Genomic DNA, 21,409 nt, shown 5'->3' on the forward strand with positions numbered 1-21,409 from the left:
CCCATTTTAATTTTAATTGTGCCACACAGGACACTTGTTTCATAGAACCTTATATTTCCAAGGGGACAGCCCGCCAGAGTATAACTGGTCTGAGTGTGTTCCCTCTTCTTTCGGCGTTTATCTTCATCTGTTAAGATGTTTCTTTGTGTTTCTATGTTCTTTGTGTTTTCATGTATTCTATATTGCTTTATTTATATCGCTTTATTTATATCGCTTTATTCTTATGTAATGACATTATATCATATGGTTTTTGGAAATGCAATGCCTTTTATACGTTTTGCTATTTTCTACAAATATCAACTATACTTTTTATGAAAAATAACTAAATCCTATGCTAATTAGCCATTTAAGCCGATTTTAACCCCCTTGTTTTTATCTTAATGGCATACTGTTTTCTTGTTCTTTCCATATAAATACGGATTTACAACCCATCTTTTTAATAAAACTTGACAATAAATTCAACTGTGTTAAAATATCCTTAAGGCCTTTTGTTATTACATTATATCAAAGTATGATTAAGATCTCATTTGGCCTCATATGAAGAACCTAAGATAAGTATTTAAGTGAAACTGCTTGAGCCTTAAGTAACTGCTTGGTAAATATTTGCACAGTATCAAGCAAAGGCATGGTACCGCGCACCGTGTATAGGGAAACAACCATGTAACTAAAAACTTGCGAACCCGTTTTGGGTCCGCTATAATATTATTATTCGTATATAATGACGATATGAAATCAGGAGTGATTGGATATGCTTCAGGAAAAACAGTTAGACAAATCAATTCCCGTCCCGCTTTATTTCCAGTTAAAGAAGCTGATATTGGAAGAGATGGAAGCAGGGACTTTTCCGGTCGGCAGTATGATTCCCACCGAAAATGAGCTGATCGAAATGTTCGGTATCAGCCGTACAACCGTGCGCCAGGCTATTACCGAGCTGGTACAGGAGGGGAAATTATACCGTATTAAAAGCAAGGGAACCTTTGTGTCAAAACCCAAAATTGATCAGGACTATGTCCGGCGCGCCCAGTCCTTCAACGCACCCAATAATGAAGAAATCATACGCAGCGGCCGGGTTCCCAGCACGGAAGTCATCAGTCTAAGCGTGGTGCAGATGCCGCAGCATATCGCAAAATTCTATCCGGCCTCTTCCAGCGACCGCGCCGTATGTCTCTACCGGAAACGCTGCGCCGACGGAAAACCTATCGTCCGCGTGATTACATACCTGCCGATCAGCAGCTGCAGCTATGTGCTGGAACACGATTTCATGAAGGAAGGTCTGCATGAGGTGCTGGCGCTGCATGAGGATACCCGGGTCTGCCGGATATCACGGACCTGCGAAGCTATCCCGGCCGATCTGGCTGACGTGGAGATTCTGGGCGTGAAACAGGGGAGTCCCATTCATTTCTTTACGAATATCGGCTACAACAGCCGTGGGGAAGTCATCGAGTATTCCAATGCTTACTGCCGCGGAGATCAGAGCCGGCTGCATTTTGAAATTATATTGGATCAGAACTCAGACGAACATTCGTAACTGCAGATTAAGGCTGCCGTCCAGCATATATTACAGCTGGTACGACAGCCTTTTTTGTTATAATCCGCGGTGCATCGATTCCAAGCCTTCCGGTTACAGGGGCGCTGAGTTCCGTTACAAAAGCTTCCTCTTCGCCCAGCGTCCCCTATAAAAATACAGAAAGCATATAACCGTGGGCAGCGCGCGCGACCAGGCGGTCCCGGCAAAAAAGCCAACGGCCCCCAGCCCCATTCCATAGACAAATAAAACACTTAGCCCCACTTTACATAACACCCCGTCCAATATACCAATAACGAAGTTAAGGGAAGCAAAACCGCTGCCCACCACCACTGCCTGAAATGCGGCAATCGCCGCCGACCACAAAATATGAGCCGTCATAATCCGAAGATATACCGTTCCCAGCTCCAGCACTTCCCGGTCCCCGGAAAATATTCCGAAGATCGGTTTCGGAAACAAAACAAACACGGCGGATATAAGCGCGGCGGTCCCAACTGCCGACATAAAGGTGCACCAGACAAACATCTTAACTCTCTCCTGTTTTCCGGCCCCGAGATTCTGGCCTATGATAACTGCCGCCGCCTGCTGGAGCGCCCCGGAAAATATGTCCGTAAATTTCTGAAGCTTATTGCCGATACTGTTGGCCGCCGCTGCCACAACACCATAAGCATTCACATGCATATTCACCCAGAACATCGAAACCCGCACCAGTGAGGTGCGGACAGCCTGAGGTATCCCAAGCCCCAGAAGGACCTTAAGATCCCGGCGGTTGATCCGAAAAGTCAAGCCCTTAAGTTCCAGACCTGACTGCTCCTTGTGCCGGTGCAGAAAGAAAACAGCCGCCAGAAAAGAAAGCAATTGAGCGATAACCGTCGCCACCGCGGTTCCGGCCGCCCCCCAATGAAATAGCGTCACAAAAGGAACATCCAGGAAAATATTCACCAGAGCCGCCAGAATAATAAAATAAAGCGGGCCTTTTGACTCCCCCATCCCACGCAAAATACCGCATACCGCATTATACCCAAAAACAAATGGTATCCCAAGAGCCGTAATCCACATATAAACGGCCGCCTGTCCCATCGCGTCCTCCGGACAGTTTAACAGCGCTAAGATCTGCCTATGGAACGCCACACCGGCCAGCATAAAAGCACATGCCAATATCATCATTATGGACAGGAGCGTTTCCGCCGCGCTCCTGATCCGCTCTTTCTCCTTTCCGCCGGCGATCTGCGCGACATAGATCTGTCCCGCGCTTGAAAAAGCCAACGCTACCGGTGTCACCAGATCAGAGACCTCACCTCCCGCCGAAACCCCCACCGTCCCCGCGCTTCCCAAAAACTTCCCGATCATGATCAGATCCACCACCGAGTAAAGCTGCTGAATCAGTCCCGATAAAATAATCGGCACCGTGAACACCGCCAAGCTTTTAAAAACAGGGCCTTCGGTAAGATCAAGGCCCAACTTTTTTGAATCTATATTATTAGTCATGCTCCCATCCCTTAGATCCTTCCGCTTCCTTATAAAGTACATTCCGGCAAAGGCGGCCCAAAACAACACTTTTGAATCCTGTTGTTCTGAGCCGCCTCTTTACCCGTCTGGCTGCACTGCATGATCCGTTCTCCGGCCCGCTGCATTGGCTGCTTTTGGGCCGCATTCGAAATCAAGCGCTAAATGCTATCAAATTCCGTTCTCATAATATCCAATGGATGCCCAGCCTCTGACCATCTTCTGCAGCCGGTCCCCATTCTTATAATCATAGCAGTTTGGATCGGCGATTATCTGATCACATGCCTCGATAATAGACAGGAGAATATTTTTGTCCAGGTCATTGGTGCCGTGGCCTCCGAAAATATAATCAAATTCATCCATGCGTTTCGCGGTTCTTACGAGGGAATCCCGGTAAGCCGTCACCGTTCTGCGGGAATCCTCAGTGGGGATCGTGCTGCCCTGGAACCGGTCACGGGCATGCTTCTCATCCGCATAGAAATCGCTGCCGCCGCTTAAGCCCACGCCGCTGCCGCAGATCGCATCCCCGGCGATGAGGATACGGTTCTTCTTATCCAGGTAACCCGCGTGCCCCGGCTGATGCCCCGGAAGCCAGATCAGTTCCACGTCATAGTCTTCACCCAGATTAAACACATAGCCGTCCGGAACTCCGACAAATTCATATTTCTTGAAGGGGATTATGTCTTTTCTCTCAAAATCCACCCAGATGCTCTTTCCATTGTCGTCAAACAGATAGTCCCAGATGCCCGGGTCCTGTTTCCAGTTCATATCATCCACCAGATCCACATGGCCATACGCCTTGTCAAACTGACAATTTCCATAGGAATGGTCACAGCTGCAGTGAGTATTGGCAAGGATCACCGGCTTGCCATTGCTGATCTCATCCACCAGGCCTTTTAAGTTGCCAAGACCAAAGCTGGTGTCGATTAGCATTGCCTTTTCGGGGCCAATGATCAGGTACATCCACACGAAATTATTATGCCCGTCCAACAGATTCGTCAGCAGACCGTAGAAGTTCTCACGGAACTGGTAGACCTCCACGAAGGGATCCACATCGTAGATTTTCTTTGTCTTATTGTTTTCCCTCAGATTATTGATCCATGCGGCGTCTAAGTATGCTTCGCCCACATCCAGCGGAATTCTTGTTACTTTTCTTGATGCTATACTTTCTGTCATTTTTTCTTTACCTCCTGGGTTTTATATTTTTACTGTAAATTATCATTGCAGACATTTTGAATACTGTAACTTGAACACTTCTTGCCCCTAAATGGGGCGCTTACGTGCGAGGCAGGAAAATAGTCAGAAAGAGTTATTCGAGGCTCTGCTATTTTGAGCCTGTTAATTACCGACTGACTTCGTCCTGGCATTATGTACGTTGTTGTTTTTCTTTTGTTACTATGTCATGTCATTATTATATTACAAGAAATAAATAAATGCAAGAAAAAAATAGCATCCAAACTTTAACGTTTGAATGCTATCCTTTCCATTCCCTCTACTGCCCCGACCGGATCTCCTGCCGCATAAAGCACACATAAGAGATCGCGAACACAATCATCGTCAGCGCCAGAAGCCACACCAGATGCGGCCAGACCAGAAGCAGGCTCTGTCCCAGAGGCAGGTAACCCGCCACAGCTCCGGACAGCTGATTGACCGTGATCACGCTGACCGTCCGCACACTGGGATTCAGGATCGTGGAAACCGCTTCGCTATAGAGATAGTACGGGGACAGCCGGTTCAGATTTTGATTCCAGGTATAGTTCTGCATTACCGTTTGCATAGAGGTGGCGTTCTCCGTCGGGAACAGTCCGTTTGCTATAATTCCCGCCAGAAGTCCCATGAAAATAGCAAAGAAGAGCCATACCGCGATCACCGAAAGGGCGGAGGTTGCCGCGTGCTTGCACAGCACGGAGAACAGTATCGACAGCGCCAGCCAGAAAGCGATATAAACTGTGGTATAGATCAGGAACACAAACAGCCGGACCAATTCTTCCCCGCTCGGAGCGATCCCGGTGCTGACCAGGCCCGCCGTTCCGATCAGGATTCCCATAGAGAAAACCATAATAACGATAACCGTATAGCCAGCCAGGAATTTCCCGTTGATGACAGCGTCCCGGTAGATCGGCTGGGAGACCAGGCGATTCAGGGTTCCGCCGTTCCGTTCGTTATTGATGGCGTCGAAGCCCAGGGTAAGTCCCACGAAAGGCCCCAGCAGCCCGATAAAGGATACGAAGGAGGGTATGGATTTGCCGCTGGTTGTAAATAATTTGAGGAAAATAAAATCACTGCTGTCCTTGACCGCTTCCTGGATTCCGGACAAAGCGCCATAGAGACTGGCAAGGCTGGTGATCAGGATCAAAAGCAGTATGATCAGGAACCTCTTGCTGTGCATGTGATCCGCCATCTCTTTCCGGTAGAGCACCATCAGTCCGCTGCTTTTGCTTCCCGCGCCTTTCGTTTCTCTATTCGCCATCCTGCCGGCCCAGGGACATAATTTTCCGAATTTTCTTTTTGTTTCTATTGTCTCCATTGTTTTGACCTGCCTTCTCAAAATAGCGTCTGTAGATTTCATCCAGATCCTGACCGCACTGGCGTAAATGAAGCAGTTTATAACCATTTAGTACGACAATCCTGGAGATCTGTTCCCGGATATCCTGGTTCGAACGGATGATCATTCCCTCCGGGCCGTCCCCGATCTCTTCCACTCCATATACGCCGCGAATCAGTTCCCGCAGCCGTTCATCCTCAGGTTCCGCCTTCATCTCCAACCGGTAATAACCGTCCTTCAGGATCTGCTTCCCCAGCTCTTCAATCCGTCCGCAGGCGATCAGATTCCCCTGGACGAATATCCCAACCCGGTCGCAGACCTGCTGGATCTGATAGAGCTGATGAGAGGATATCATGATCGTGCGTTTATCTTTATCCGCCAGCTCCCGGATCAGCAGAAGCAGTTCGTGCATCCCTTCCGGATCGATGCCGTTGGTCGGCTCATCCAGGATAATGACCTGAGGGTCCTTCATCAGGACATCGGCGATTCCCAGCCTCTGCTTCATCCCTTTCGAATAAGTAGCCGTTTTCTGGTCCGCCGCAGCGGTCATGCCGACCCTCTCAAGGAGCTGATCGATCCGTTCTTCCAGTTCATGTTCCCCGACTCCGTTCAGACGTCCCGTAAACCGCAGGTTTTCCCGGCCGGTCATGTCCGGGTAGAACCCGACGTTATCCGGCAGATAGCCCACGATCCGTTTTACTTCAATGGGATTCCTGGTACAGTCTTTGCCGTCGATAAAGGCCGTGCCGCCGTTTGGCTCCGTCAGCCCCAGCAGCATCAGGGTTGTGGTTGTCTTTCCCGCCCCGTTGGGCCCCAGAAGGCCGAACACTTCCCCCCGGGCGACACTTAAGTTTAATTGGTTCACAGCCGCTTTTTCGCCATACTTTTTTGTCAGACCATTTATTTGTATGATCGCTTGATTATCAGCCATAGCTATCTTCTCCCATATTTACGGAATACATATACAAGGCCGCCTGCCAGGGCGATGATGATAATCACTGCCACGAATCCCCACACCGTATGGGTCTTCACGGAGACTCTTAAGTCCGCCTTGGCGGATGTCTCGGAACTGCCTGCGCTGATGGAGGTGACATAATCACCGGTTATGGCGTCCGAGCCGGGAGTTATATAGGCAGTCACTTCCTGTGTGCTCCCGGCAGGCAGCGTCTCTACCGTCGGAGTTTCAAAACGGACATTCCATCCGTCCGGCGCGGATGAGGTCAGGCTCACATTCTGAAGATCCGCGCTGCCGTTATTGGTAATGGACAGGGTGACCGGTGTTTCCTTATTCGCATAGGCATCCAGGCTGAGCCTTCCGCTGGGTGTGGACAGGCTGAGATCGTAAGTTCCGGTGATCGTCACCGTCAGATCCGTCGTAAGGGTCTCTCCCGCCGACGCCGCCGAACAGGAGATCTTATAATCTCCGGCTGTGGCATTCGCCGCCGGGGTTACCGTAATGGCGATTCCCTGGCTCTGTCCCGCCTCCACGTTCAGGCTGGCTACCTGATTCGTCTCACCGGATGGTTTAAACTGTACCTGCCAGCCTTCCGGCGCCTGCGCGGACAGGCTGTAGGACTGGTCGGCGGCCCCGTTATTAGCCAGGGTCGTATTAAAGCTGAAGCTGGTGGACGGCGATCCCTGCAGTTCCGGATACTGGGAAGTAAAGCTGCTCTGTCCCACCGCGGCTTCATTTACATTTATCACAAGATCCATAGCGGATACGATCCCCTCGCCTGCGTCCGCCTGCAGGCTGATGGGATACGTGCCCTCCGACACATCATCCGGTATTTTAACATTGAAGGTTACGGTGGCTCCATCGCCGCCGGAGTTCACATGAACCCGGCTGACCTGATTGCCTCCGCCGTTAAAATAGCCCTCCCATCCGTCCGGGATGGAAGTCACACTCAGATCCGCATTCAAAGATGCGCCCAGGCTGTTCTGAAGCGCTACGGAAAAACTCAGATTTTCTCCTGGTTTCGCAGTGATCCCCGGGTAGCTGGTGCTCATCTCCAGTCCGCCTGCCGCCCAGGCTTTTATAGGCGAGGCAAATAAAAACACAGTCACTGCCATGGTTAGCAGAATAAAAAGCCAAACTTTTTCATACGCCGGCTGCCGGACATTTCTCACTTGCGCATGGGCGCAGGACTCCCCGGACGGGTATAATTTTTTACGTGGATTTACTATTTCTTCTAACATGTCGTTTTCCTCTCCATCCATGATACTTTTGGTTCGAACCTGTCTCCTTTTTGTTTCCAGTTGCCATGCGGGCTTCGCCCGCTTATGTAATCTCCTTTGACCTCAGCTGATACCAGTATTTTACAAATTTTTTATGATTATTTTATGTTTAAATTGTCAAAATTTTGTGTTCAGACAGAGAAATTTGGCAGCAAAACAGCAAAAGGGGACATGTCCAAACGGTTTGGACATGTCCCCTTTTGCTCAGTTAAACTTTTAAAAAAACCTATTCAGAATTCATAGTACAAAGCCTTCAGTACCGTAGGCTTCTCCTCCATTCGGATATATTGTTCATCGCCATTCAAATGCATATATTTCTTCCAATTACCTTTATCGTCATACGTGCCTTTTTCCAGGGATAAAAAATCCAGCTGCTTACCCGTATTTGTTGTTTCCGGATAAGCTCTATATCCATATCCCATAAAGATTAATTCATTTTCACTATTTTGTATTATGATACCCGCGCCCGGGATGAATCCGTTATCATCCCGGACCTGATGATAAAACTCAATAGCTATCCGGTATTTACCCAGTTTCACATATTTCGTCATGTGGCCGAAATCTTGCGTAAATCCTATCATGCGGTCCGTTCCATAGAATTTTGTAATGATTGGCATCATATTTCCAAACAATTGATAGCTTTGGGAGAGGAATTCCTTTACCGTTTCGCCGGATACATTCTTATCATTCGGATCTGTATGCAGGATCTGCGTGATAAATGATTTGTCCTCGCCAATACTTTCCGCCCCAAACGGCGCATAGCACAAGGCATGATAGGTGCCGACAGCCGTATACAAGTTCGCGGCCGCCCATTTATCTCTTCGGGTTTCCGCTATAAACAGCGGGTTATCGCCCCTTGTATATAAGCCCGCGGTCTTTTCAAATTGAAACGTATAAATGTCCGGAGACAATATATCCAAATCAGGGGCTGCGCACTTCCACACATCGAGCATCTCCGGCACCGGTCCGCCGCAAGGATAAAAGCCCGGCTTTTCATCCTCGAATTCCTTCAGCCAGGCATTGGTAAACATAGGCAGCGCATAACACTCTTTACCGGATTTCGCCAATCTGTTTATGTGCTTCGCATAGTTCCAGCACATAAACGCTTCCTCCGCATTATGTTTAAATACATTATCCCATGAGTGCCCGGATATATCCTCAGAATCCGCCGTTATACCGCACAGGCCGTGATTTCCCGCATTTTTTAAAAACTCCGTCAATGCATCCGGAACCTTTTTCTTAAATTCTTCATTCGCACCAGATGAAAAATCTCTTGTTGAACCTACAATGCCTACTTCATTTTCTACTTGTACCGCTATAACGGTCTGCTCATCCGCGTCGGTTTCTTTTATATATTTTATAAAATTCGTAAACGAATTGAGTTCCGCCGGCAATAGACCGCTTTGAAACATGCTGAGAATTTTCGTCTTTACACCATGTTCATCTTCCGCTCTCGGAAATCTCTTCAAGTCAGTTTTAACCCAATTGGGCGCATAGGTCGAAAGTCCGTTTTTAAAGCTTCCAAACCATAATAATACTAATTTCAAATGATGTCTTCTTGCATCCGCTATTAATTGTTCCACCAGATGAAAATCGAAGTGATTCTCCTGCGGTTCAACCAGCTCCCAATATACCGGAGCCAAAACCGTATTACAATTTAATTCCGTTGTCTTTCTCCACACCTCTTGCATATAATCACGCGAGGTACACGCCGAGTTATGCACCTCAGCCGCTAACATGATATAGGGCCGGTCATTAACCAGAAAAGAAAAACCGTCATTCATTTTATCAATTCTGGGCAAACTTTTCATATTTCCTCCAGTGCCGCATTTACTGCGGCTCGATTCAGGTATGCGTTCTACGCGTTTCCTCCAGTGCCGCATTTACTGCGGCTTAATTCAGGTATGCGTTCTACGCGTTTCCTCCAGTGCCGCATTTACTGCGGCTCGATTCAGGTATGCGTTCTACGCACTTCCTCCCAAATCACTTTTCCAGTTGTGTCGTTCCTCTGACAATCAGGTCCGTTTGAACCGCTATTTTCGTATTGTAATCCATCGCATCCACATTTTGTATCGCATCTACGATGGCTTTGGAATATTCTTTATAATTACACGCTATCGTGGTAATACCCGGATAAATAAACTGCGATATGTCCAGATTATCATATCCCACAATCGCGATATCCTTGGGAATACTCATATTATTTTTATAGGCCTCGCTTAACACGCCGGTTGCGACCAGGTCATTGATACAGATGATTGCCTGCGGTAATTTATCGCATTTCAGCATTTCCTGCATAGCGATATTCCCGCCCTCTACCGAGTAATCGCTTTCAATAATTTCCCTGCGTATGCTGATCCCGTACTTCTCCGCATTATCCAGGATCTCTTCCCGTCTTTTTATCGTAGTCCTGACATTGGAATATCCGCCCAACATCGCAACATCCCGGTAACCCATCTCCGATAAGTGTTTCAATAGTTTATTGCTGCTTTTTTGCTGCTCCTGATAGATCTGTATGCATCCCAGATTAGGCACATCCACACACGAGATAACCGGTATCTTTTTATTCACTTCCTCGATTTCAGAAAGGTATTTCTTTTTGCTCTCCACATCGTCAAGACGCCCGCCCATAAACACAATAGCCCTTACATTTGCGGAGATAAATGCGTTCAGGATATTGCTTTCCAGGCGTTTATCCGATTCTGAATTACACAGCATCAGCGTGTAACCCTGCTTTTGAGCAATGAGTTCTGTCTCGAAAAAAAGCTGCGCATAATAGGGGCTGTTAATGTGAGGAACAATAAAGCCTACGGTATTCGATTTACTCGACTGCAAAGCTTTTGCGATCAGATTTGGCTTATAATCGTATTGCTCAATCAAATCTAAAACCTTTTTCCTCTTGTCATTATTCACTTTTCCCGTATTATTGATGATTCTGGATACCGTCGCTGTTGAAACGTTCGCCAGTTTTGCGATTTCAACAATTGTTATCTTCTCGCTCATGAAAATATCTTATCCTTTCAATCCACTGTTCACTATGCCTTTAATAAAATATTTCTGGAAACATACGTATAGTATAATAATCGGCAATACCGTAAGCAAGGACATGGCCATAACCGGACCCTGGTCGAGCGCGTCTTTGTATCCGCTAATGGATGAATTTAAAAATACCAGGCCGACCGCCAATGTGTATTTCGACTGGTCATTTAAGAATATGACAGGCCCAAAGTAATCGTTCCACGTCCAAACAAACATAAAAATGCCGGCTACAAACAAAATTGCTTTTGAATTGGGCATAACTATTTTAAACAAAATATTTAATTCACTGCATCCATCTATTCTCGACGCCTCCTCTATTTCTTTTGGAAAGGTTTTAAAGAACTGATGTAATAAAAATATGCTAAAAGCGCTTCCCGCCAGCATATTTGGCAATACCAACGGTACAATCGTATTGATCAGCTTCAATTTTGCGTAAATATTATACAAAGGTATAATCGTTACAAAATACGGCACCATCATGGTGGACATCAGTAACGCAAACCAAAAGCCCTTCAGACGGGCGTCATATTTCGCAAACCCGTAAGCGACCAGGGTTGTACTGATCAATGTGCCGACGATATTTAACAACGTTATTATACTACTATTTTTAAAATATGTAAAAAAATCACTGTTTTTAAAAATATATTCAAATGACCGAAGCGTAGCAGGTGACGGAATTAATTCCGGCGGATATTTTACTATTTGCTCCGTACTCATCAAAGAGGTAGCCAACATCCAGACAAATGGCAGCAAAAATATCGCCCCTAAAACAGCGCATATTAAAATCCAAATTACAAATCTACTCTTTTTTAACATAAGTAACGAACTCCCTCCTTTCCTAATCTTCGTAATTCATACGTTTTTCCAACGATTTTAATATAAACATACTGATGAATAATATAATCAAAAACATAATCCAGGCAAGAGATGCGGCGTATCCGAACCGGCCAAAGCTAAAGCCGCTGTCATAGATATACATTCCATACATATAAGTTTTTTTGAACGGTCCCCCTCCTGTCATAATCAAAGGCTGCACAAATATCTGAAAAGCGTTTATGATTCCCATAACCAGATTGAACACGAATACATTCGAAATTAAGGGCAGCGTTATTTTAAAGAAACATTTCATGCCGCCTGCTCCGTCAATTTTAGCGGCCTCATAATAGGAGACGGGTATCTGCTTAATACCCGCCAAAAATATCAGCATCTGGGAACCGCAGAATATCAAATTAACCAACACAAGCGCAGTCATAGCCCACTTTGAATCAGTTAACCAATTGGGTCCCTGTATTCCGAAAAACGATAAAATATAATTGAGCAGACCGCCCTCCCCTTTCAGCAAAAACTTTGCCACAGTAAATACCGCAGCTCCTGCCGCTATAGACGGAAAATAGAAAACAATCTGGAAGAAATTACTTACTTTCGATTCTTTGGAAAGCAGAAATGCTATGATTAAAGCCAGCGTCAAACTTGTCGGCACTGCTATGATTGCGTATTGAAAAGAATTGATCAGACTTTTTATAAATAAATCATCATGGAATAAGATGTCCGTATAATTACGCAGGCCTATAAATTTCGGCGCCGCGCTTCCGCTGTATTGTGTCAGTGACAAATATAAAGAATAGATTAACGGTATAAAAGTCAATAGAAAAAACCCCACTAACCAGGGGGAAATAAACATATAAAAATATCTTGCTTCTTTTCTTTTAGATTTCATATTTAACCATCCCAGTATCATAATGGTGCAGCCGAAAAAGACTGCTCAGTTAATAAATTTCCAAATCAGCCGCAGCGGCTCACAGGCCAGGGATTTCAGAAGCTGCAGCCATCGCCGCAGCTTCCCCTCCCGGCCGGATCAGCAAAATCAGATTATTCTTCTTTCATCCGGTCTAATTTTAATTGACCCTTCGTCTGTATATTTTCTAATGTAGTATCTATATCCTGCTCCCCTGCAAACAGTAGTTCTAATTCATATTTAATAATTTCATCCTGTATTTCATTGAGAACCACGCCGTCTACCGCATAATCAAGCGCATCGTAAAATACTTCTTTGTTAAACGGCTTCCAGCCCTCCGGTATGGTATTCATAAATTCACTGTCCTCACTGATCGATTTCAGAGCGGGTAAACCAATGAGTTCCATTTCGCTCTGTACCTTATTCTGTGCGGACATATAACTTATGTATTCCCAGCATTCGTCTTTATATGGCGTATCCGCCGACATACCGATTGCGGTTGTCCACAGCGGAGATCTCCACTGACCATAGGTTGGATTCGAAGGAAACGTTACGATATCCCATTCAAAATTATCACCGATTGCCTGGTTAAAGCTTGCCATATCCCAGGAAGCCCCTATTGTCATCGCAAATTTGCCGTTTTCGAATGTTCCGCCAACATCTGCGGCCATGGTCGGCGTCGGCGATACTTTATGTACCTGGTATAAGTCCGTGATAAACTGGACGCCATCTCTGAATCCCTGGGTATCCGCCGTCATCGTGCCGGTTTCCCACTCCCAGGCTTTGTAGCCGTCATATAAGTTTCTGGCCAGTGAATACGCCCACCAGGATGAAAAATCTGCTCCCCAAACCTTGTCATCGCCCTCGCCTTTTGTCAGAGCTTTCGCAGCCGCTAAAAACTCTTCCTCAGTCCAATCATTTGTGGGAAGAGGAATGTTATTTTCCTCGAACATGGTCTTGTTGTAGATAATGAACCCGGAATTAAAGGAAGTCGGCGCCGCATAGACGCTTCCGTTATAGGACAATCCGGACATTAAGGTGTCCACCCAGGCGTCCTGTAATCCATCTCTTTCGATGTAAGAATCCAATGGAGCCAGTAAACCATCCTTAAAATATTCCCCTCCGAAGTCCCCGGCGATCTGTACCAGGTCGGCTAAGGTGCCCGATGATATCTGTACCGTTAATTTTTCATGGAAACCTTCCGGAATCGCTTCCAGATTCACATGGATTTTATCATTTTCCGCGTTGAATTCCTCGGTCCACTGTGTTTTTTTATCAATTTCCTCCTGATTTCCCCATAACAAAAATCTTAATTCTACTTTTTCACTCCCCGAATCGGCAGCGGTCGCACTGCTGTCTTTTTCCTCTGTCTTACTATCCGCAGTATTTGTTTCTTTTGCTTGATCTGCTGATGAGCCACACGCCGATAACGCGATCATCATGGCTGCTGCGATCATAAACACCTTCATTTTCTTAAAACGCGACATTGACATAACCTCCATTGTATAGTATAATTTTACCAGGATTTGTAAACGTTTACATTGTAGCATAGATATTTTCAGGTGTCAATAAGTGTTGTCAGAATGTACGTAATGTATAAAAAAAGGAGGGTTATATTGTGCATAGTGTTAAAAAAGGGTTATGTTTCTTCCTTATAATGGTTTTGTTATCTGCAACAATGGTTTCCAGTGTATCCGCCAGTTCCGGTGCAGCACAAAACACCGTCACGGTTAGTCCTGAGATTGAATTTCAAACCTTTAAAGGCTGGGGAACTTCTCTGTCCTGGTGGGGGAATGCCATCGGCGGATGGCAGGATACCGCAAAACAAAGTGAAATACTGGATCTCATCTTTGATGATACCGCCGGATTAGGATTCAATGTGGCAAGGTACAATATTGGCGGCGGCGATGATCCAACGCATACCCATATGAGAAACGGCGCTAATCTGGAAGGTTATCAGCCTGAACCCGGAGTATGGGATTATAACGCGGATGAAACCCAGCGCTACGTATTAAATGAAGCAATTGCACGCGGCGTCAACATTGTCGAAGGTTTTGCAAAAACACCGCCTCATTGGATGACCTATAGCGGATGCTCCGCGGGAAATGTGGATGGAGCCAGTAATTTAAAGCCTGAATACTATGATGACTTCGCAGACTATTTAGCGGAGGTGTACCTTTTATTTAAGAATACCTATAATATCACCTTCGACTCTATTTCCCCAATCAATGAGCCAAACGGGCCCTGGTGGGAAATTAATAACAGGCAGGAAGGCTGCCACTATACACAGCAGGAACAGAATGACTTTTTTAAAGTATTAGCGGAAACCTTCGATGCAAAGGGATTATCCAATGTGACTCTTGCCGGGCCGGAGGGTTTTGAATTCAACTCTACATTGTCCTCGTGGAATTCCTATGACAGCGCCGCGAAATCCAGCATTGATAAGATCAATACCCATTCCTACTACGGTACCGAACGTTTATTTCTCAATACCATCGCATTATGCAATGAGAAACGTATCTCACAATCGGAATACGGCGTCGGTGTGGGCGACCACGACCATAACGCAATTGAAAGCGCTTTGGAACTGGCGCATAAAATCCGGGATGACGTCAGGGAAATGCAGGCCGAGACTTGGGTGTACTGGCAGGCGGTTGAAGAAGAATTTAATGTGAACAATTGGGGCTTTATCCACGCAAACTTCGAGGGCGAAGAGAATTATGAAATAACAAAACAATATTATGGAATGGCGAACTATTCCAAATTTATCAGACCCGATTCCACGATAATCGGTGCGAATGACTCTAATATGCTTGCCGCATTAAATAAAAATACAAATGAACTGACGCTGGTGGTCATTAATGATACGAATTCCCAAAACAGTTACGCGATTGATTTATCCAAGTTTTCAACGATGGGCAACAGCGCGAAAGCATATCGGACTTCCCATACCGAAAATCTGGTACAGCTGGATAACATCGCCGTTCAGAACAATCTGTTACAGATTAGCACTGCCCCTAAATCTATTACGACATATGTAATCGACAACGCTGCTGCAGCTACCACACCTGCTTTTGACAGAAATGCGGCCTATAAAATTGTTAACAAAAGCGATAATACGAAAGTAATCGATGTAGAGAACTCCTCGCCTGATAATAGTGCCAATATTATTATTATGGATAAGGACAACAGCAGCATCAGCCAAGGGTGGAAATTCATTGCCAATGATAACGGCGAATACTACATCGCCAATACCAATGCAGCAAAAATGCTGGATGTCCCCGGAGCGTCGACCGCTAATAGTACAAGCATGAAGTTATGGCAGCCGAATGGAGATAAAAATCAGCTTTGGCAAGTTATTGACTTGAACAATGGATATTTTAGTATTGTTAACAAAAACAGCAACAAGGCATTGGGGGTCAAAAATGGCGATATGACGAATGGCAATAATATTGACCAATATGATTATCATGCTTATGACAACCAGCAGTGGAAATTTGAAGTGATCAATTAGTGTAAATAAAAGTTAGTTTCAGCGGGTGATTTTATGTGCAACGAAGACAACAATAGAAGAACGGTTACCGTTACTTCCAACAACCAGGCAATTTTTCCTTATGGTACGTATGGTTTTCCCTGTGAGCTTTATCATGATAATATCGATGAATTTACGAATCACGTTGTGGATTGGCATTGGCAGCTTGAATTGGAATTCGGCGTCGTTCAAAAAGGTTCCCTTGAACTGACGGTGCAGAAAGATGTTATCACGGTACACGAAAACGAAGGGTATATTATTTTTCCAAATAAACTCCATAAGGTTCAAAAAAATGGGGATCAATGCGGGATATACAAAACGGTTATTTTAAGCCCGCAATTGATTTATGGAGACAACAAATCCATATTGTTTCACAAATATTATCTCGCTGTTATAGAGGCGGTATCAAATGGATATATCATCTTAAACCGGGATACGTTATCCGGGAAAAGTATTATGGAGGAACTTGATGCCGTTATCCAACTGTTCTCCCGCCCCTCGCATACATATGAATTAGATATACATCAGCATTTTGTTCATATATGGGCGAACCTTTACGACCGTGTGCAGGATAACCACAATTGCAATGCAAGATATTCTACAAAAGATGAAGATCTCACCAATAAAATATTATTGTTTATACATACGAATTACAAATATGATATTTCCTTGTGTGATATCGCAAAAAGCGCCAGCATCAGCAAGTCCGAATGCAGCAGACTTTTTCAGCGTGCCCTGTCCTGCACACCGTTTGAATATCTGACCAATTACAGGCTTTCCAAAAGTCAGGAATATTTGAGTAATGAATCCTACTCGATCACGAATATAGCGGGATTGGTTGGATTTAACAGTGCGAATTATTACACAACCGTTTTCAGAAAAAATCTTGGTTATACTCCAAGCCACTACAAAAAGCTGTTAAGGCAGTCTTTTAAAAAATGTAAAGCATAAAAATGGAGCGTTGCTAGGTAGATGAGTAATCATCTATGGGGCAGCGCTCCATTTTTCTGTTATTTCAATTCCACTTAGCGGTAGCCAGTACAAGCCCTCCGCGCTCCCGGGGTGCCTCTTCATTTAAGGTGTTTCATAAAACCGGATGGCGTCGGATACGATTCCTTCTGTTTCGAATATCACTAAAGTATTCCGCCCTTTTTTCAAAAGCGGGGCGGGCACATAGAGCCTCTTTTGCGGCCCGATCTCCCAGAACCTCCCTATATTGAAGTTATTTACAAACACAACGCCTTTTCCCCAGCCTTCTGTATCCAGAAACGTATCAGCCGGTTCTTCCACTTCAAATTGGCATTCATAAAAACCGGGCCGGCCCGCTTTGGCGCAAACAGAATAGTCCACATTTGTTATATCTTCCAGCGGCAGCGGATAAATCGTCCATCCAAAATGCAGGCGGTCGTTTAGCTGTACGCCCCCATCTATTCCTTTTCTTTGTTCTTCCATAATCGGTGTAAAATTAACACGTCCCATATTTTCCATCAAAATATCTAATTTCCCAGCGGAGCACACCGCATTCTCCAACTCGTGCCCGGACAGGAGTTCTCTGTCATAGAGTGTCAGGACAGGCTTTCCATCTAAAAATATATTCGCTCTGTCATTCGCTTTCCACAAACGTATTTTTTCCAAACGTTTTAATTCCGGCAGATTACTTTCATATAAAATATAACCATATCCCTGATCCAACTTTTCCATACATACCGGATAAAGCGATTCTACCGGTTCGGACAAATTCTCCAGGTTATGGAACAAATCAGCGGTTCTGGTAACCTCAAAGGCCCCATACGCCTTTCTTTTTATGCTGCAGCTTAAGTCAACCTCCGGCAAATCCTGATATTTGCCGATGATCTTTTGAAACTCCTTATATTTGGGGGTTATTTGTCCATCCTCCGTCAGCAGCGCATCGTAATCATAAGAAGTCACATCCGGTTCCAGGTTTTCATAATAATTTGACCCATTCATGAAACCAAAATTTGTGCCGCCTTCAAACATATAGATATTGACATGTCCTTCGGAAAGAAGATCATCTAAATCCTTCAGATGTCCGTCCAGATCGCCGGTATTATGCTCTCCGCCCCAATAATCAAACCAGCCGACCCAAAATTCCATACACATCAATGGCTTATTTCCTATTTTTTTCCTCATGACTTCAAACTGGGCCCGGCCTTTCGAGCCAAAGTTTCCGGTCGGAAGAGCGCCTTCTGCTTTTCCGTATTCAATGGCCTCCCCCCAGGGACCATCCGCGGTTACAAGGGGTACTTCGCAGCCGTTTTCGATCATCAGATCCTTCACGAATTCCATATAGGCCGAATCATCCCCATAATAGCCGTATTCATTCTCTATCTGCATGAAGATGACCGGACCGCCCTTGGTGATCTGTAGCGGGGCGATCACTTCAAATAATACCTTGTAATATTCCCGGAGGTGTTGGATATACGGTTCATACATACACCTAAGTTTCATCCCGTCTTCCTTCAGAAGCCAATAGGGCAGCCCTCCGAATTCCCATTCCCCGCAAATATAAGGCGAAGGCCTTAGTATTACCATAAGGCCCAGCTCCTGCGCGATTTTCACATATCCGGCCACATCCAGCATTCCGCTGAAATCAAAGGCTCCTTTATGCTTTTCGTGAAGGTTCCAGGGGATATAGGTCTCCACTGTATTGCAGCCCAATGCCTTTAATTTTTCGAGCCGGTCACGCCAATACTCCGGCAGAATTCGAAAATAATGCATGCCTCCTGAAATAATTTTTATCCGCTTATCATCCAAATAAAAATCATCCTTTATTTCAAACTTATTCATAATTCTGTCCTTTCGCGTCTTTCATCTAGTCACTAGTGAAGTTAGTAAACTGCATACTCTTAATTCTTGATTATATCAGTGTGTTTGTAAAATTACTTTAAATTTATTATCTAATTGTTTAACTATATTCCCAAAATACACTGACACTGTAAAAGAGCAAAAGGAGGCAAAAGGGGACATGTCCAAACGGTTTGGACATGTCCCCTTTTGCTCAGTTAACTTTTCAGAAACACCAGCCGCCCCTCATCCGAAAACTCCTCCGCGTATGAGTATCCCAGCCGGTCAAAACTTTTTATTTCCCGCCAGTCCGTAATCTGTCTTTCCGCCATATAGCGGACCATTTCTCCTCGGGCCATCTTGGCCTGAGTCCCCTTCTGCACGACCCGGCCGTCTCTCTCTTCCCCGAACACACAGGTCACATAGGTGATCCCGTCTTCCAGCCAGCTCTCGATACACTTGGAGTACTCTTTGGATGCCAGATTTACGATGCAGTCCGTATCTGCAGCCAAGGCCCGGTATATGTCATCCTTCCAGAACCCGTACAGGTTCCCGCCGTCCGGACTGCCTTTTGCCTGCATCTCAAGCCGGTACGGGACTACCCCGTCGAAGGGCCTCAGAATCCCGTAAAATCCGGACAGAATCTTAAGATGCTCTTCCACATAATCCCACTGGTCATATTCAAAGATCCGGGGGGCCATGTATTGATACTGGATTCCCTCGTAAGCCAGCAGAGCCGGCGTCAGGCTCCGCTTAAGATCCATGGTCTGAAACCGCTCATAATTAAGCGCCGCGATCTTATCATTACAGCTCCACAGCTTCTTCGCTTCCGCATAGGACATTTTCCGTATCCATTCTTTTAATACATTGGCTCTATCCAGGAAAACTGGGGCTGTCTTTACCTCCATATCGTCGGTATTAATGATCATCTTCTTGGCAGGTGATATTATAATTTTCACAGCTACGCCCGGCACGCGATCCGGTATATCGCTTCACAATCCTCCCGGTTCAGCTTCACAAAATTCCCCAGTGTAGTTCCGTCGATCTCAAGGGTATCCAGAAGCTTCTCAATATCCTCTTCTCTGGCGTTAAGATCTGCAAAGTTTCCCGGCATGCCGATCGATTTCCAGAACGCCCTTAAAGCTGCGATACCCGCCTTGGCCGTAATCTCCGGATGGGCAAAATCCATCTGGCAGCCCCAGACCCTCACCGCGATCTGGGCAAACCTGGCCACATTATGTTCCATGACATATTCCTGCCATGCGGGGCAGATCACCGCGAGTCCCGCTCCGTGCGCGCAGTCGTACAGCGCGGACAGCTCATGCTCCAGACTGTGGCTGGCCCAGTCCTGCTCCCGGCCGGCGCCGCAGATGTCATTGTGGGCGATCATGCCGGCCCACATAATATTGGCGCGGGCCTGGTAGTCCTTAGGATTCTCCATAACCTTCGGCACTTCCGAAATCATGGTCAGCAGAACCGCCTCACACAGCCGGTCCGTGATTTCCACATCCTTCGTGTTCGTAAAATACCGTTCAAATACATGTGCCATAATATCGACCGCCCCACAGGCAGTCTGATAATCCGGCAGCGTCTCGGTCAGCTCCGGATTCAGGATGGAGAACTTAGGGCGGATCAGATCACTTCCACAGGCTCTCTTTAACATACCTTCTTCCAGCGTAATCACACTTCCGTCGGAGCCTTCGCTTCCCGCAGCCGCAATGGTCAGCACGGTGCCGATCGGAAGCGTTCTCTCCACTACCGCCTTGTCACTGTAAAAATCCCAGAAATCCCCGTCATACAGGGTTCCAATCCCGATAGCCTTGGCGGAGTCAATCACGCTTCCGCCTCCTACGGCCAGGATAAAATCAACTTTTTCCTTTTTGCAAAGCTCGATCCCCTCATACACCAGCCCGCTTCTGGGGTTCGGCTTTACACCGCCAAGCTCTACGTAAGAGATGTCTTCCTTATCGAGGGATGCTTTGACCCGGTCCAGCAGACCGGAACGGACCGCCGAACCGCCGCCGTAATGGATCAGTACCCTGCTGCCGCCGAATTGTTTCACATAACTTCCCGCATTTTTTTCTTCTCCCTGGCCGAACACAAATTTCGTCGGGCTGTAAAACGTAAAATTGTTCATATTACCTTCTCCTCTTTTCATGAAATTTCTATAAGTCTACTGGCTTTATCATAACCGTTAAAGTTAACTGAAAGTCAAGCTTTTTTTATCTCCTGCTCCTAAAATGTAATAGTTAATTCTTGTTTCACCCTTTAAATTCGTGTTTGATGATTTTACTCTTACACGATTTGTGGTATGGTTGATTGGTTAGTGGATTCCTCCATTGTAGGAGGATTCGTTATGTCTAAGAAAAGAATATATGATCAAAAACGCCTCACCACCAGTCAAAGAATCCATATTGAAAAAGGCCTGAACGATGGACTGTCTTTTGCTGCTATCGCCAGAAAACTTGAGAAGCACCCAAGTACTAT

Annotated in this window: 17 protein-coding genes; 4 read left to right on the top strand and 13 right to left on the bottom strand. The window is 45.8% G+C overall.

Annotated elements, in window-relative coordinates:
- The first annotated feature begins 748 nt into the window (after window positions 1-748).
- Complete coding sequence (locus tag KTH89_RS11105) at window positions 749-1,528, top strand: GntR family transcriptional regulator (protein ID WP_238721725.1); 780 nt, start codon at window positions 749-751, stop codon at window positions 1,526-1,528.
- Window positions 1,529-1,642: 114 nt separating this feature from the next.
- Here KTH89_RS11105 and KTH89_RS11110 read toward each other — a convergent pair whose 3' ends face one another.
- From KTH89_RS11110 to KTH89_RS11155, 10 genes are all read right to left on the bottom strand, one after another.
- Window positions 1,643-3,013 (bottom strand): MATE family efflux transporter, encoded by a 1,371-nt coding sequence (locus KTH89_RS11110; protein WP_238721727.1) that lies wholly within the window; start codon window positions 3,011-3,013, stop codon window positions 1,643-1,645.
- A 189-nt stretch (window positions 3,014-3,202) separates the two neighbouring features.
- A complete protein-coding gene (locus tag KTH89_RS11115) occupies window positions 3,203-4,207 on the bottom strand; it encodes an MBL fold metallo-hydrolase (protein WP_158348688.1) in 1,005 nt (334 codons plus the stop codon).
- A gap of 316 nt (window positions 4,208-4,523) precedes the next feature.
- Window positions 4,524-5,558 carry an ABC transporter permease gene (locus tag KTH89_RS11120; protein ID WP_238721729.1) on the bottom strand — a complete coding sequence of 345 codons (1,035 nt, stop codon included), beginning with the start codon at window positions 5,556-5,558 and terminating at the stop codon, window positions 4,524-4,526.
- Window positions 5,491-6,507, bottom strand: a complete 1,017-nt coding sequence (locus KTH89_RS11125; RefSeq protein ID WP_238721731.1) for an ABC transporter ATP-binding protein — start codon at window positions 6,505-6,507, stop codon at window positions 5,491-5,493. The genes KTH89_RS11120 and KTH89_RS11125 overlap by 68 nt, the downstream gene beginning before the upstream one ends.
- 2 nt (window positions 6,508-6,509) lie before the next feature.
- Window positions 6,510-7,772, bottom strand: a complete 1,263-nt coding sequence (locus KTH89_RS11130) for an NEW3 domain-containing protein (RefSeq protein ID WP_238721733.1) — start codon at window positions 7,770-7,772, stop codon at window positions 6,510-6,512.
- 269 nt (window positions 7,773-8,041) lie between these two features.
- Window positions 8,042-9,622 carry a GH35 family beta-galactosidase gene (locus KTH89_RS11135; RefSeq protein WP_238721735.1) on the bottom strand — a complete coding sequence of 527 codons (1,581 nt, stop codon included), beginning with the start codon at window positions 9,620-9,622 and terminating at the stop codon, window positions 8,042-8,044.
- A 172-nt stretch (window positions 9,623-9,794) separates the two neighbouring features.
- The gene (locus tag KTH89_RS11140) at window positions 9,795-10,814 is read right to left on the bottom strand and encodes a LacI family DNA-binding transcriptional regulator (protein ID WP_238721737.1); all 1,020 of its coding nucleotides are present in this window, start codon (window positions 10,812-10,814) and stop codon (window positions 9,795-9,797) included.
- 9 nt (window positions 10,815-10,823) lie between these two features.
- Window positions 10,824-11,666 carry a carbohydrate ABC transporter permease gene (locus KTH89_RS11145; protein WP_238721739.1) on the bottom strand — a complete coding sequence of 281 codons (843 nt, stop codon included), beginning with the start codon at window positions 11,664-11,666 and terminating at the stop codon, window positions 10,824-10,826.
- A gap of 22 nt (window positions 11,667-11,688) precedes the next feature.
- A complete protein-coding gene (locus tag KTH89_RS11150; RefSeq protein ID WP_238721741.1) occupies window positions 11,689-12,567 on the bottom strand; it encodes a carbohydrate ABC transporter permease in 879 nt (292 codons plus the stop codon).
- Between the two features lie 152 nt (window positions 12,568-12,719).
- Window positions 12,720-14,072: an ABC transporter substrate-binding protein gene (locus KTH89_RS11155; protein ID WP_238721743.1), complete on the bottom strand. Its 1,353-nt coding sequence runs from the start codon at window positions 14,070-14,072 to the stop codon at window positions 12,720-12,722.
- 131 nt (window positions 14,073-14,203) lie between these two features.
- On the opposite strand from KTH89_RS11155, the gene KTH89_RS11160 reads away from it, so the two are divergent.
- Window positions 14,204-16,099, top strand: a complete 1,896-nt coding sequence (locus tag KTH89_RS11160; protein ID WP_238721745.1) for an RICIN domain-containing protein — start codon at window positions 14,204-14,206, stop codon at window positions 16,097-16,099.
- A 33-nt stretch (window positions 16,100-16,132) separates the two neighbouring features.
- Window positions 16,133-17,068 carry an AraC family transcriptional regulator gene (locus tag KTH89_RS11165; RefSeq protein ID WP_238721747.1) on the top strand — a complete coding sequence of 312 codons (936 nt, stop codon included), beginning with the start codon at window positions 16,133-16,135 and terminating at the stop codon, window positions 17,066-17,068.
- A 123-nt stretch (window positions 17,069-17,191) separates the two neighbouring features.
- On the opposite strand, the gene KTH89_RS11170 is transcribed toward KTH89_RS11165, so the two are convergent.
- The 3 genes from KTH89_RS11170 to KTH89_RS11180 all read right to left on the bottom strand — a co-directional run bounded on the left by KTH89_RS11170 (window position 17,192) and on the right by KTH89_RS11180 (window position 21,059).
- Window positions 17,192-18,925 (bottom strand): glycoside hydrolase family 35 protein, encoded by a 1,734-nt coding sequence (locus tag KTH89_RS11170; protein WP_238721749.1) that lies wholly within the window; start codon window positions 18,923-18,925, stop codon window positions 17,192-17,194.
- 215 nt (window positions 18,926-19,140) lie between these two features.
- Window positions 19,141-19,881 (bottom strand): peroxide stress protein YaaA, encoded by a 741-nt coding sequence (gene yaaA, locus KTH89_RS11175; RefSeq protein ID WP_158348691.1) that lies wholly within the window; start codon window positions 19,879-19,881, stop codon window positions 19,141-19,143.
- A gap of 2 nt (window positions 19,882-19,883) precedes the next feature.
- The gene (locus KTH89_RS11180) at window positions 19,884-21,059 is read right to left on the bottom strand and encodes an iron-containing alcohol dehydrogenase (RefSeq protein ID WP_238721751.1); all 1,176 of its coding nucleotides are present in this window, start codon (window positions 21,057-21,059) and stop codon (window positions 19,884-19,886) included.
- A gap of 219 nt (window positions 21,060-21,278) precedes the next feature.
- Here KTH89_RS11180 and KTH89_RS25115 point away from each other — a divergent pair.
- Window positions 21,279-21,409, top strand: a 131-nt coding sequence (locus tag KTH89_RS25115) for a helix-turn-helix domain-containing protein (protein WP_238721753.1), incomplete at its 3' end; no start/stop codon positions are given.

Source organism: Diplocloster agilis (assembly GCF_019042275.1).
Lineage (GTDB): Bacteria > Bacillota > Clostridia > Lachnospirales > Lachnospiraceae > Diplocloster > Diplocloster agilis.